Origin of the sequence: Telmatocola sphagniphila (assembly GCF_018398935.1) — a bacterium.
In the GTDB taxonomy this organism is placed as follows: Bacteria; Planctomycetota; Planctomycetia; order Gemmatales; family Gemmataceae; genus Telmatocola; species Telmatocola sphagniphila.
Map to the genome: position 1 here is coordinate 2,788,376 of NZ_CP074694.1, position 13,135 is coordinate 2,801,510.

The following is a 13,135-nucleotide window of genomic DNA, read 5'->3' on the forward strand; positions in this document are numbered from 1 at the left end:
GACAATCAGCATGGCACAGCATGCGCCAATAGAGAGTCCGAAACGCCAGTTTTTCCTCATAATGTACCTCTCGGTGTCTGGGGCCGATTCAATCGAGCATTGTCGATTTATAGCTAACGATAGTGAAATTCTGAAAATAGAACTTTGAGAGTATCCTTTCTAAACCGTGAAATCAACAATCTTTACTCTTGTCGGGCGATAATTTTGCCCAAACGAGCAATCTGTATCGAAAGAATCAAAAAGAAGCCTCCGAAAATGGAAAATCGCTTGACTCCGTACGGATCTCGAATTCCAATTGAACCCTGTTATTGGCTCAAAAAAGATCGCAGATCGATCGCTGGAGGCCCACAGATGGCTCGAATTCGAATACTCCGAAAACGCCTATTTCTGCTGCTCACGGCCATCCTTTTTACTTCTGTATCCCTGCAGGCGGCTGAAGAGGATATTTTGCCCCCGCAATTGCCTAAAGAGCAACGTGAACGGCTTCAGAAGTTTCTGGTCGATCACTCGCAACCCGAGCGATTCTTCCCGAAAAATGCGAAAGTCGTGGATTCCAAATCCCCGGTACCGATTCCGGATGAAAAACCCGTCTCGGCCAAATCCATAAAGCAGTACACGGTTCAGATTGTTCAGCATCGACCAACACCCGATCAACCCCGAGTTAACAAAGTCGATGTCCTCTATTACCGACCCAATCCTGAAAAAGGGAAAGCCGGTATCACGGTGAAATATACGGTAGACCTGGAAACCGGGAATCAGGTCGGTGAGACCGAAGTCCTCCTGAAAGCCCACACTCCGATCTCCCGGGAAGAGACCGAGGAAGCCGTCGCTTTAGCGAAAGAAAAGTCACCAGAGCTCAAGGCCCTTTACGCCAACCGGGATCCGAAATCGATCCGCTGGGAATACCTGCAAATGATGGTCACCAAGAAGTTGGATCAGGTGCAAGTCGGTGACCGGGTGGTCCGAATCGTCTTCACGGCCGCTCCCGCTCAAGGAGAGAGCGAGGCCCCTCCTCCACTGCGCGTTCTGGTAGACCTGACGCGTCAACTCGTCATTAAAGACGACCGATAAGCTGGTTTTCTATCCTGATTTTCCGAGACACCACGAGATCTGCTTTATGAAGTTAGCACTTCGCTCGGCCGCTTTGGGCATGTTGCTGGTTACGGCTGGCGTTTACTATCTCAGGGGCAGTTCTGGAGAAAGCACGGCGGTCGCACAAAGAATCCGTCCGCAAGAAACCCTCAATACGCAATCCCTGGAATCCTCTCCGAATATTGTCCGGCAAGGTTTTCCGGCCGCGGGATATGACAAAAGCGATATCACCAAAAGCGAAACCGCCTGGGAAATCGAATGGGAACTCACTCACCCGAATAATCGGCCGTACTATCCGCCCGGCAGCATGCTGCGAATCAAAAGCGCGAAATTCATGTGGAAGGATAAACAGGGGAAACCGCAGTGGATTACCGTGGTGCGGATGCTCGAGACTGCGGAAATTTATGTGCCCTACGACAACGGCAACACGGCCTTTCTCGACATCCATGACATGCCTTTCTACATGACGCCGGCCCGCAAGGAATTCCTAGGTCCCAACTGCGTTGCCCCGGGAGAGTTGATCAAATCCTCCAACCCGGCCTGGAATCATACGCTTCATAAGGAAGTCCATGACGATGGCGTTCGCTGGATGAGTGCGGAGACAAATATGCGAAATCAGATTTCCGACCGAGTCCGACGAGGCGAAAAAATGATTCTCTGGGGAACCTACTACGGTGCCAATTACCGCTATCTGATCGAGTACAACTTCGGCGATGATGGCACTCTGGTCTGCCGTATCGGGCCTACCGGTCGAAACATTTTTAACCGCCAATCGGATCTGAGCGATACCCACCTTCACATCGGCTGCTGGCGCATGGAAATGGATCTGGGAGACCCCATCACCAAAAAAGGAGGTCCGAAATCGAATGATGTGATACTGGTTCGCCGAGTATACGACGAAGCGAATGAAAAATTTGGCCTCGTCACTAAACCGTTCAACAAGAATTTTCAGAATGAAGCCTGCGAGGGATCGGCTCGCTGGGTTCCGGAAGAATTCACCACCGTCCGCTTCCAGAGCAAGGAACGAAAAAATTCGCATGGCCGATCAATGGCTTACGATGTCATTTCACAACGATTCGGGTCGATCCGGCAACTCCAACCCGAAGGAGGCAGTTACGAGTCGAACATGGATTTCATCAATCAGGACTTTTGGGTGACGCGGACCGAACCCAGTTTCACTGAATATATTAACGTTCCCACTTACGCGAAGGAAAAACGCCCGCTCACGGATCAGGCGACCACTCTGTGGTTATGCACACCGGCGATTCACGCGGCTCGCGGTGAGGATTTCGGCCCCTCGAATGGAACCAACAGTTACTCCGGGGTCGCTATCACCACCTGGGCAAGTTTCATCCTGAAACCTCGGGAACTCTTCGATAGCACGCCGTTGTATAAGTCTTCGCCAATCTTCGGACGCTAACCGTCCCGCCCAATCTGTCCAACTTTCGGCGGGAGATGAGTTCTCAGGCTTCTCCTGCCGCCGGTTTTCCAATGCCCGGTCCTTCATCCCATATTGACAACACTACCGTATGCCGTCATAAGCATTTTTCGAAATCGGTTCTCACTGCGAGAGAAACTCGTGACTAGCAATTATCGGTGGAAATGGTGTCTGGCGGGATTTGTCGCCGTCGGCTGTGCCAGTGGGCCGCCCGTCGATCGTTCTCAGCCCGCCACAGTTGCCGTTCTCGAACAGGATTTCGAAAACCCGATTCTGATTTCGCCGGGTATTGGCGATCCCATCACATATGCGGACATTTTCGAGCGAGTGCTTTCTGTCGTGGGAGATTATTTCGAGATCGCCTACCCGAACCGCTACGACGGCCGGATTGTCACCCTGCCGAAGTTGGCCCCCGGCTACGAACAGTTTTGGAAGCCGGGTTCTCCAAACATCCGCGAGCGTCTTTTAGACACCATTCAAACGATGCGATATCGTTGCACGGTGCAAATCCGGGCCGCTCAGGCGGGGGGCTATTACGTTCAAGTGACGGTTCTGAAGGAATTGAAAGACGATCCCCAACCCGCATTGCCGTACGCCGGACGGGCCTCATTCCAGGAATCGCCAACGATCGAACGTCAATTTGAAGTGGTTGATCCCAATGCGGTTTCGACGGGCGAACGCTGGATTCCCAAAGGCCGGGATTACGCGCTGGAGCGTGAAATCCTGCGAAAGATTCAACGCTGCCAGTGAGGATTACACTTCTTTAACAAACTCGCCCAGCCACCGACTTAGTCGATTACAGGGATCGACAACGGCAATTTGACCGTGAAGGTCGAACCCTTTCCAACAACACTTTCGACCCGAATACGGCCTTGATGTTGCTCGATAATTTGTCGGCAGACGCTTAATCCCAGACCTGTACCACCATGCCCGCTGGAATCGGGATCTTTGGTCGTATAGAAAGGTTCGAAGATCAACCGGAGTTGTTCGGGTGGAATCCCCGGTCCGGTATCGGCGATGCGAATCTCGGCCATCTGAGTGACCGCATTCTCCCGAATCTCGATCTTCAGCCGGCCTCCGTGCGACATGGCCTGGCGAGCGTTGATGACCAGATTCAGAAGTATCTGTTCGATCTGACCCGCGACGACGGGAGCAACCGGCCGATCAATATAGCGCTTCTCGACCTGAATACGGTGCTTGCTCAGGTCCTTCTCGGTAAGTAGCAGCACTTCTTCCAGGAGACTGACGATATCGGTGTTCTCACGTATGTTGGCCTGATTGCGGGCGAAGCCGAGCATTCCGTTGACAATCGCGGCCGCCCGTTGACCGCCCTTGAGAATTTTCTCGAAGGCTTGCTTGGTGTTCGCATCCGGAGGGTTGCGTAGGCCCAGCTTGGCATAGTTGATTATCGTCGTCAGAATATTATTAAATTCGTGGGCCACACTGGAAGCCAGCGCGCCGACGCTGGATAACCTTTGTGCCTGTAATAATTGCTGACGTAACGATTCGGTTTCATCTCCCGGCGGGGCAAGTAACTCTTCGCCTGTCATGAAAACCTCTCCTGGCTTTGTAGGCGTGGTGCGAGATCTCTTCCGCGGTGCGGACACCTTGGCTGTTCCACTCATGCTTCATGCAGCCTCATCTGTCCTGCCAAAGAATATCGGTTGTATCAATTCTGAGACTTCATCCGATCTACCGGGCGACTGGCAGTATGTACGTGGATTTTTCGAACTCGAGGGGCTCAAGAAAAGGGGAAAAACGTCTTCGGGCCTGCTTTACTTGAAAATATTACCAAAGCGAAATTTGCCTATATTATCGCAACGCACTCAAACTAACAGAGATGTTAAATTAGGATATTTTTAATCTGACAAACCGGTGATAGTGCAAACATCAGGTTAAGCTACCAAAAATACTCTCTCATTTTGTTGAAAAAGCATCGCGGCCGATTTCTCAGCCGCCGATGACTCGATTCCCAACCTACGCGAATTCCTTCATCTCACCTGCCGGGCTACTCCACGGGCTCGGTTTTCTCTTCCTCTTGCGGTCGCGTATAGTTTGCCGGCGATAGCGCTCGGCGCATGATCTCCCGCATTTGCGTTAAATCCGGAGCCTGGTTGGTAAAGAGCTGAATCTGAGCCGCGGCTTGACGGATAAACATTTCCAATCCACTAATCGCTTTGCAATTTCGTGATCGCGCATTCTTGATGAGCAGCGTGTTTTCGGGTGTGTAGATAATATCGAAAACGATCATATCCGGCTTCAGATAGCTGTGGTGGATGGGTGTCTGATCTACATCCGGAAACATTCCTATCGGAGTGCAGTTAATAAGAATGTCACATTCGCCATTGTGACGGGCTTCCCATTCGATGGCCTTCCCTTTGACTTCATCCGCCAGTTTCATGGCCCTGTCCATGGTTCGGGAAGTAATTTTGATGTTCGCTCCCACCTTATGCAGCGCATGGGCTATCGCCCGGGCGGAACCGCCCGCCCCGAGAATCATAGCGTTACATTTGTTCAGCGCCCGAGGATGCCCATCTTCCAGAGTGGGCATATTGGCCTGCAAACTGTCGACGGCGGCTTCGTAATCCGTATTGAAGGCATGGAAGCCATCCGATTTTCGCACAAGCGTATTAGCCGCCTGAGTTTCCGCCACGCGATCGTCGATATGGCTGGAAATGGAGGCAGCGGCTTCCTTGTGAGGAATGGTCACACTATAGCCATCCACCGGAATCGCATGGAAGGATTTCAACGCCTGCGGCAAGGCTCCGCGCGGTACTCGGAAAGGTAAATAAACAGCGTTGATTCCGAGTTCTTTATAAACCTGGTTGTGAAGCAGCGGACTGAAACTATGACCCACCGGGTCTCCCAGGACGCCGAAGACTTGCGTCTGCTTATTGATGGATTCGACCTGGAAATCCCGGCGAACTTCCTCCATCGAAGGGAGGCCCGGGGCAATCCCTCTCTCCTTGTTGAAAGCGGCGTAGATGAAGGGAGCTCCGTATTTGAGAGAAAGTATTCGACTGGGCATACCCATCTCGCCCATGCAGTGCGCAATCACCGGCTTCGAGGAATTCTGAATCAGCTTTAAAACCCGCATATTATCGGCGGGAGATTGCGCCATCACGGCTACTTTGTAAATATCCCCGTCCTGCTTCAGCATGTTTCGGAAGATACCTTCCAGATCGGAAGGAGTTTCCTTGAAATTGTGGTAACTGATAATCCGCTTAACGTCTTTGAAGCGTTTGATTTCATCCGCAATGTCCGTTTCGAGATCGACCCATTCAAAACCGGCAACAATCGCTTGCCGCATCACCATCTTCCGCTCGTCTTCGGTCCCCCCCCAACGTCCTCCGTCCACCCGACGCCGTAGCGTGGCAACCCAGGGACATTTTTTCATTGGCAACAGGCGTTGAAAATCAACGGCTTTGGCGAGGTAATCTAATCGAAGTTCGATGAATTTGGCCCCGCGCTTGACGGCTTCGTCCAACTCCACGGTCACCATCTTGTGGCGGGTACGGCCAACGATGACGCAAATTCGATCGGGAACCAAACTCATTTCCACTACTCTCTACGGCAAAAGTCTGCCTCTCACTGTATGGCATCTCCGAGAGCCGTGCAAGCTGGAAGAGCGGTTATTTCTCCCCGAATCATTGACGGTTGATGCAGCAAGTGATTAATTGATAAAATTCAAACCTTCCTTCTTTCGGGAGATACCCTAGTTGAAGAAATCGGCGTGGCTCTATCTCATCCTGGCCGGCCTGCTGGTTCCCGCGGCCATCGTCCAGGGTCAGCAGAAAAAGCTCTTTCGCTGGGGGGGCGATAAAGCGGGCGGTGCTCCCTTCATTTTCGACGCCGTGGAAAACGGAGTGGAAAAGCAGCTGGGATTCGAATCCGAACTGGCGGAGTACTTCGCCGGGCAACTGGAGCGCGAAGCCAAATTCGTCCAGGCGGACTGGGATACCCTGCCTCAGGTTTTGAATCGCGGCGGCGATGCCAGCGAAATCGATGTCGCCATGAACGGCATTGAATTCTCCAAGGACCGCGCGGCCCAGGGGACCGTTCCCTATTTCATCTACACCTTGCGACTGATCGTGCGGACCGATTCTAAAATCGCAAATTGGGACGATTTGAAACCGGCCGAAAACGGCAGAAAATTGCGGGTCGGGGTGTTGCGTGATACCTTTGCCCATAAATATCTGACCGATCATTTCGAAGATCTCATAGAGATCGTTCCGACGCGAGAAGTGGTCGAGGCCTTCCAGTTGATGGAACAATCCGACGGTTCGCGGATGGATGCCTGCGTGCAGGATTCCCCCTGTGCGAATTATTACATCGCTGGGGGCCGTTATCCCAAGCTGAAAATCGTCGCCGAGCCGCGAGCCAAGAACTACTACATCATACTCACTCGCGAAAACGATGTGGAATTGCGCGAAAAGCTGAATCAGGCGATCAAGGCAGCATCCGATTCCGGGCTGCTGGAAAGGATCTATCGCAAATACAATTTGTGGGATGAAGATCAGGCCAAATTAGTTCAAACTCTGCGAAGCCCCTGGCCACCCGAGGAATCGGAAGCGATCAGTAAGCGAACTCTGGGAAGCCTGCAATCGAAAATTCTGAGCGCTCTCTGGATGACCGTGGCACTTTCGTTCCTGGCGATGCCGATTGCCATCGCTCTGGGCATCCTGATCGCAATCGGTCGCGTTTACGGATCCTGGATTCTGCGCTTTCCGCTGGCAGTTTACGTCGAAGTGATCCGGGGTACTCCACTATTGTTGCAGATATTTGTGATCTACTACGTTCTACCCGACTTGGCGAAAGCCACCGAATCCAAAATTCTGATGGAATTGGCCGCTTTTCCAGCGTTCTTCGTGGGGGTAATCGGGCTGGCAATCAATTACTCGGCCTACGAATCGGAAATCTATCGCGCGGGGATTCAATCGATTCCTCGCGGTCAGATGGAAGCGGCACTCAGCCTGGGACTTCGCCGGGGACAGGCCATTCGACATGTGATTCTGCCTCAGGCGATTCGACTGGTGATACCGCCCGTAACCAACGATTTCATCAATATGTTCAAGGATACCTCCGTCTGTTCCATGATCATGATTACCGAATTGACGGGACTGTACTATCAGAACAAGTCGGATCAGGTTCTGGCCTACCAGCTCGCGATAGTGATTGCGATACTCTATATGGCACTCAGTTACCCGTTATCCCTTGTTGCTCGGGGGCTGGAAAACCGGCTCCGGAAAGCCATGGCATGACCGAACCCGAACCGCTGTTACGCACGCTCGCTCCGCTCTTGGGAAATCTCGCCTTAGAATTGCAGAATTGGAAGGATTCCCGGCAGAATTTTCCACTCAGTCTGGTCGCGAAATCGACCGTGGAAGGTCTGCTACAGGACTTGCGGCGACGCTCCGAGGCCCTGCAAATCGAGCGACTCAGTCTAGTAATCGCTTTCATGGGCGGCACCGGCGTCGGGAAATCCTCCCTGCTCAACGCCCTGGCCGGTTCGCCCATCGCCGCATCCTCCGTCACTCGACCAACCACGCGCGAGCCTGTGGTTTACTACCATCACTCCCTGCGACCTGAGAATCTCGATCCCGCCCTGCGCCATTGCCGTTTGGTTTCGCACGATCGGGAAAAACTGCACGAAAAAATCCTGGTCGACACTCCTGACCTGGACAGCAACGATCTGGAAAACCGCGAACGGTTGCTGGCAATCCTACCCATCGCCGATATTGTCCTCTACGTCGGTTCGCAGGAAAAATATCACGATAAACTTGGCTGGGATCTCTTCAAACAACAAAGGGAGAGATCGGCCTTCGCGTTCGTTTTGAACAAATGGGATCGTTGTCTCCATAACATCGCCAACGGCATGCGTCCCGATCAGGATCTCATCCGCGATTTGAAGCAGGAAGGATTCGAGAATCCGATTCTGTTTCGCACCATGGCGGCCGCGTGGGTGGAGAATCCCGATCGGACCACCCCGCCAGCTGAGAATGAGCAATTTCAGGAACTGGTGCTCTGGATAGAAAACGGGCTGAATAAGCTGGAAATCGAAGCCATCAAGGCTCGTGGCATCGGCCAGCTATTGACTCAGCTCGAAAAGACACTTCAGGAGTCGATGCCCCCGGACTGGTCGATCCCGGCCCAGAATATCCAACTCACCTGGAAAGGACTTTTCGAGGAAGAAGCCGAGCAGTCCGCCGATCAATTGATGCAGACGCTCGATCGGCATCAACTGGAAATCGAACACCATTTCCGCGTCGAAGGGCAGCAGCGTTTCCGGGGCTTGATGGCCGCGTGGCTGGGATTGTCGACCAAGGTTCGAACCATGGGAAGTTCGCTTCGAGATCAACTACCGATTCCGCGCAATCCACTGAGCAAGTCAGTCGAGGCTGAAAAACCGAATCTGACCTATCTCATTCAAGCTTGCGTTAGTTCCACAGGCGAGAAAGTGTTGGAAAAACGCCTGGAAGGGCTCGCCAACCGGTTGCTCGTATCGGCCGATCAGGCGGGAATCGCTGCCAACCAGATCAACGCACCAATCACCGAGAGCCGCAAGGAACAGGGAGCCGCGCTGTATGAAAAATCGCTGATGGCGGCGTGGCAGGATCTCGATTCGGATCGCTCATCTCCCAGTGTACCCAAGCATTTGTTGCAAACGGGTGTGATTCAGGTGGCCAACTTTTTACCCGGTATCGTTCTGATTGCCGGATATCTGTACCTGATGTGGAACTTCTTCGTACTGAACACGCAGCCCTCGCTTTTTCAGGTGATTTTACCCGTACTGTTAACGTTGATAGTGATTCTGCTTTTGCAGTTGGTTGTGAGTTGGGTTCTTCCCTTCAAATGGACGGCGGTCCGGGAAGAGTTCCGCAGGACCATACTTGAGAAAACCAGCCGCGATCTCCAGCTCGCCTTTGGGGACATACCCGAACAACTCAGTTCCAGGATTCTTCTTGAGCGGCAGAAAACCGAAACCATGCTGAAGAATACCCAGGATGTCAGTAATTGGCTGGCCAGCCGGGAAAATGCAATCGCCGTACGCGACCTTTATGGCAAAACGGAATAGCTTGGAAGTCTGAAACGCCCCAGGATCAAGCGATAAAAGACTCAACCTACGGGCACGATGTCCATGGCCATCGATTCGATGGCATAGTTCATCTGCAGCATTCGATCGATCTGCTCGTCTGTCTTTTGCAACCGAAATAACAGTTGATCGAGCTGCGCGTAGCTGAAACGCTGGGCGAACTGCGACACTGGCCCCGATATCTCCGCATTGCCCGCCCTATCCCCCAGATGCCAATGCCAGGCGAGCCGGGCCAGTTCGATCAACACTCGTATCAGCATCCGGCTAGTCACACGCTGCCCTGCGGTGTCTTTGGAGAAATTTTCCAACGACTTCAGCCACTGCTCGGCCCAGGCGAAGGCATCGCTGCGGGGTTTGAGCAAATCGGCGACCAGTTGTTGCCGTAATTCCCTAAAATGCGGCTCGGCAAACTCGATTGCCAGTCCGGGACTTCCCGCGGCCAGGGCAATACTGAGTTCATCGACGGAATACTCGGGCTCTTTGCGACTGGAAATCACCTGGCGAACATTTGACTCAGATAGCCCCGCAAAGTGAATGATCTGACAGCGGGACTGGATCGTTCGCAGTTGCCGGTCGGCCGAAGGGCCGCCGATGAGAATCAATATGGAACCCGGCGCTGGCTCCTCCAGAGTCTTTAGAAAACAGTTCGCGGCCTCCTCATTCATCTCTCCTGCATCATCGACGATCGCCACTTTGCGTGTACCCAGGGCAGGTTTTCTGACCAATTGTTCGCAGAGATCTCGAATCACCGCGATCACTAATTCGTTTTTGTCTTCGGGCTTGGCAGCCATCAGCAAATCAGGATGGGTACCGGCCCCCGCCAGTATGCAACTGCGGCATTGTTCGCACGCCTCCAGCCCGGGACCGCTCTTCTCGCACAGAATCGCCCGAGCCAACTCCCGGGCAAAGGTGAATTTACCGACACCCCGTGGTCCTATGAAAAGATAGGCTTGGCCAAGGCGCTGATTGGTCCAGACGGCCTGAAAACCTTTGATCAGGCGATCGTGTCCGAGCATCCGATTCCAACTCATGGGATCAGTTTCTCCAATCCCGGCAGGTGGAGAGAATGAAGAAATTTGAGAGTTTCGCTGCGAATCTTCTTCTGGATGCTCGCCACATCTGACCGAGCATCGACCACGAAGTATTTATCTGGTTCCAGTGCCGCTTCTTTCAAAAAACCTTCGCGAACTTTCTGCTGGTACTCGAGCGAACGGGCTTCCATGCGATCGGCCGAGCGACCGCGACGGGTAATTGCCTCTTCAATCGGCATATCGAGGATGAAGACTCGACCTGGTAGTATGCCCTCGGTACAGAACTGTCCGATGTTTTTCAGTTCCGATAATGGCAGGCCACCCGCATGCCCCTGGTAGACCAGATTGGCGAGAAGATACCGGTCGGTTAGAACAATTTGACCCGCTTTCAAAGCCGGCTTAATTTTTTCTTCCACCAACTGGGCTCGACTGGCCATGAACAACAGAGCTTCCGAGCGGAAGGAAAGGGTCGATTTGTTATCCAGAAGAATCTGGCGCAGTTTCGCCCCCAGATCGGTACCGCCGGGATCGACGCAATGCGTGAAGGGGACGCTTGCCTGCTCCAACCACTCCTTCAACAGCTGGCATTGCGTGGTTTTGCCAGTACCATCGATGCCATCCAGGGAAATAAATGCAGGTAAGGACATTCCGCCTCTCTAACTGAATATATTTTGATATTGTAGGTGCGATGGATCGATTCGCAGATCATAGAATTGTCGCATGCCGGAATTTTATGCCGCCCGAAACTCTTTCCTGGTACCGTTGGGACTGGCGGCCCTGCTGACGGTCGTTAACGCTCTGAAGCCAGTCGTGGTGGACGACACGGCTTATCTGATTTTTGCCCAGCAAATCGTCGCTACTCCCTTGCAACCTTACGGGCCAGCGCCCGGAACCGAGATTTGCTGGTATCAGCAGGCCGAACCGGCGTTCGAAATTTTGCTGCCGCCGGTGCTGCCTTACTGGCTCAGTCTTGGTATGCACCTTTTCGGGGAATCGATTCCTTTATTGAAGCTTTGGATGTTCCCATTCGCCTGGTTATTTTCGAGCTCACTTGCTTTTATCCTCGGCAAAATCGTACCCGGATTTCGCATCGAAGGATTATTGCTCCTTCTCCTCTCCCCTACCTTTTTGCCCAGCATGAATTTCATGCTCGACATACCGGCCCTGGCTCTCGGGCTGACCGGAATTCGAGTACTTTGGGACGCCAAATCGGACTACAAAGCCATCCTGTCCGGGCTGATTACCGGCCTGGCCATGCAAACCAAATACACTGCCTTCAGCATTCCCTGCATCCTGTTGCTGATGGGCCTTTTCATCGGTTCGCTGCGTTGCAGCATCCTGGCCATTACCACTGCGGCTGCACTGTTCTGCGGTTGGGAGTTGTACGTCTATCGGATCTACGGCCATTCCCATTTTCTGTTTCATGCCCTAGCGCAGAACGATAGTCTGCAAGGCGTTTTCTTTGAAGAAAAATGGAAGCTGGCGCTTGCACTGATCGGCAATCTCGGGGGCCTTTTTGCCGTTCCCTCTCTTGTCGGCTGGTTGGCTCTGGGATTCGGCAAAAGATTCGCTTACATCGGGCTGGGCTTAATCGGCTTGTATGTCCTGGCGCTCATCGGATTTCCGGATTCGATTTATGTACTCAAAACCGGCGATGAAGAAGAGCATGGACGGCTGACCATAAATTCGCTTAGCCTGATGTGCCTGGGCACCAGCAGTGCCTTGGCGGTTCTTGGCAGTGCATTCAAACTGGGAATTTCGCAGCGACCGGACGCTGCGAATCGTTCTCTCGATCGATTTTTAATTCTCTGGCTGTTTGTCGAACTCGGCTGCTATTTCGCTCTGACCCCCTTCCCGGCCAGTCGGAGGCTGATGGGGTTAGTGGTGATCGGCACTCTGGTTTGTTTGAGAGCTTTCCAATTGCGATTCGGAGCTTTGCCAAAGCCGAATTGTTTGAGATATGTCGTTGCGGCAGCCGTGGTAATTGGCTTTTTCTTTGCCTTCGTCGATCTGATGGATGCTCACGTTGAAAAGAATGCCATTGAAGAAGCGAAAGAATGGATTTTGCAACAACCCGATCACGAATTTCCCATCTGGTTCGCCGGGCATTGGGGGGTGCAGTGGTATGGGCGGGAAGCCGGAATGAAGGAACTCTGGCCGGAAAAGTCTTTGGTTCACCGAGGGGATTGGGTGATTCTGCCTAAAGGATTGTGGCGGCCTTCAACCCAGGCGGTGAAAATTGACCCGGCGCTGCTTCGCTTAAAAGAAATCCCGATTACTCGGCTGGCCTATGGGATTTCACTACCGATTCACACGCCGCTGCCGAATACGATTTCCACCTATTACGGCGGAAAATATCCGATAAATCGGCTGACGGGACCTCGCGTTGTGCTGATCGTCTATCGGGCCGAGCACGATTTCGAGGTCCGTTCTCGAGCCAGTTCCGAAGTCGAAAAGTGATCGGCAAAGCTTCTCGGAATG

The 13,135-nt window shown here is 52.9% G+C and carries 10 protein-coding genes; 6 read left to right on the forward strand and 4 right to left on the reverse strand.

Annotated features, from left to right (window positions below; translation table 11 throughout):
* Positions 1-351: 351 nt before the first annotated feature.
* The 3 genes from KIH39_RS11020 (at position 352) to KIH39_RS11030 (ending at position 3,280) form a co-directional block, all read left to right on the forward strand.
* Positions 352-1,071, forward strand: coding sequence for a hypothetical protein (locus tag KIH39_RS11020; RefSeq protein WP_213499378.1), 720 nt, complete (start codon positions 352-354; stop codon positions 1,069-1,071).
* Between the two features lie 46 nt (positions 1,072-1,117).
* Positions 1,118-2,512, forward strand: coding sequence for a copper amine oxidase (locus KIH39_RS11025; protein WP_213499379.1), 1,395 nt, complete (start codon positions 1,118-1,120; stop codon positions 2,510-2,512).
* Positions 2,513-2,671: 159 nt separating this feature from the next.
* Positions 2,672-3,280, forward strand: a complete 609-nt coding sequence (locus tag KIH39_RS11030; protein WP_213499380.1) for a hypothetical protein — start codon at positions 2,672-2,674, stop codon at positions 3,278-3,280.
* 38 nt (positions 3,281-3,318) lie between these two features.
* On the opposite strand, the gene KIH39_RS11035 is transcribed toward KIH39_RS11030, so the two are convergent.
* On the reverse strand, positions 3,319-4,080 hold the full coding sequence (locus tag KIH39_RS11035; RefSeq protein ID WP_213499381.1) for a sensor histidine kinase: 762 nt from the start codon (positions 4,078-4,080) through the stop codon (positions 3,319-3,321).
* 458 nt (positions 4,081-4,538) lie between these two features.
* Complete coding sequence (aroE, locus tag KIH39_RS11040; protein ID WP_213499382.1) at positions 4,539-6,086, reverse strand: shikimate dehydrogenase; 1,548 nt, start codon at positions 6,084-6,086, stop codon at positions 4,539-4,541.
* A gap of 163 nt (positions 6,087-6,249) precedes the next feature.
* Between aroE and KIH39_RS11045 the strand changes: the two genes are divergently transcribed.
* A complete protein-coding gene (locus KIH39_RS11045) occupies positions 6,250-7,791 on the forward strand; it encodes an ABC transporter substrate-binding protein/permease (protein ID WP_246539652.1) in 1,542 nt (513 codons plus the stop codon).
* Positions 7,788-9,605 (forward strand): GTPase, encoded by a 1,818-nt coding sequence (locus KIH39_RS11050; RefSeq protein ID WP_213499383.1) that lies wholly within the window; start codon positions 7,788-7,790, stop codon positions 9,603-9,605. Before KIH39_RS11045 ends, KIH39_RS11050 begins: the two co-directional genes overlap by 4 nt.
* A gap of 41 nt (positions 9,606-9,646) precedes the next feature.
* Here KIH39_RS11050 and KIH39_RS11055 read toward each other — a convergent pair whose 3' ends face one another.
* Together KIH39_RS11055 and tmk are read right to left on the reverse strand one after the other, a co-directional pair.
* On the reverse strand, positions 9,647-10,654 hold the full coding sequence (locus tag KIH39_RS11055; RefSeq protein ID WP_213499384.1) for a DNA polymerase III subunit: 1,008 nt from the start codon (positions 10,652-10,654) through the stop codon (positions 9,647-9,649).
* Positions 10,651-11,301 (reverse strand): dTMP kinase, encoded by a 651-nt coding sequence (tmk, locus tag KIH39_RS11060; protein ID WP_213499385.1) that lies wholly within the window; start codon positions 11,299-11,301, stop codon positions 10,651-10,653. Before tmk ends, KIH39_RS11055 begins: the two co-directional genes overlap by 4 nt.
* Before the next feature lie 73 nt (positions 11,302-11,374).
* On the opposite strand from tmk, the gene KIH39_RS11065 reads away from it, so the two are divergent.
* Entirely contained in the window at positions 11,375-13,114 is a 1,740-nt protein-coding gene (locus tag KIH39_RS11065) for a hypothetical protein (protein WP_213499386.1), read from the forward strand.
* Positions 13,115-13,135: the final 21 nt, after the last annotated feature.

What these genes read in the sequence shown, in the direction of transcription:
- KIH39_RS11020 (WP_213499378.1), top strand. Translation starts at nt 352, where the DNA reads ATGGCTCGAATTCGAATACTCCGAAAACGCCTATTTCTGCTGCTCACG.
- KIH39_RS11025 (WP_213499379.1), top strand. Translation starts at nt 1,118, where the DNA reads ATGAAGTTAGCACTTCGCTCGGCCGCTTTGGGCATGTTGCTGGTTACG.
- KIH39_RS11035 (WP_213499381.1), bottom strand. Translation starts at nt 4,080, where the DNA reads ATGACAGGCGAAGAGTTACTTGCCCCGCCGGGAGATGAAACCGAATCG.
- aroE (WP_213499382.1), bottom strand. Translation starts at nt 6,086, where the DNA reads ATGAGTTTGGTTCCCGATCGAATTTGCGTCATCGTTGGCCGTACCCGC.
- KIH39_RS11050 (WP_213499383.1), top strand. Translation starts at nt 7,788, where the DNA reads ATGACCGAACCCGAACCGCTGTTACGCACGCTCGCTCCGCTCTTGGGA.
- KIH39_RS11055 (WP_213499384.1), bottom strand. Translation starts at nt 10,654, where the DNA reads ATGAGTTGGAATCGGATGCTCGGACACGATCGCCTGATCAAAGGTTTT.
- tmk (WP_213499385.1), bottom strand. Translation starts at nt 11,301, where the DNA reads ATGTCCTTACCTGCATTTATTTCCCTGGATGGCATCGATGGTACTGGC.
- KIH39_RS11065 (WP_213499386.1), top strand. Translation starts at nt 11,375, where the DNA reads ATGCCGGAATTTTATGCCGCCCGAAACTCTTTCCTGGTACCGTTGGGA.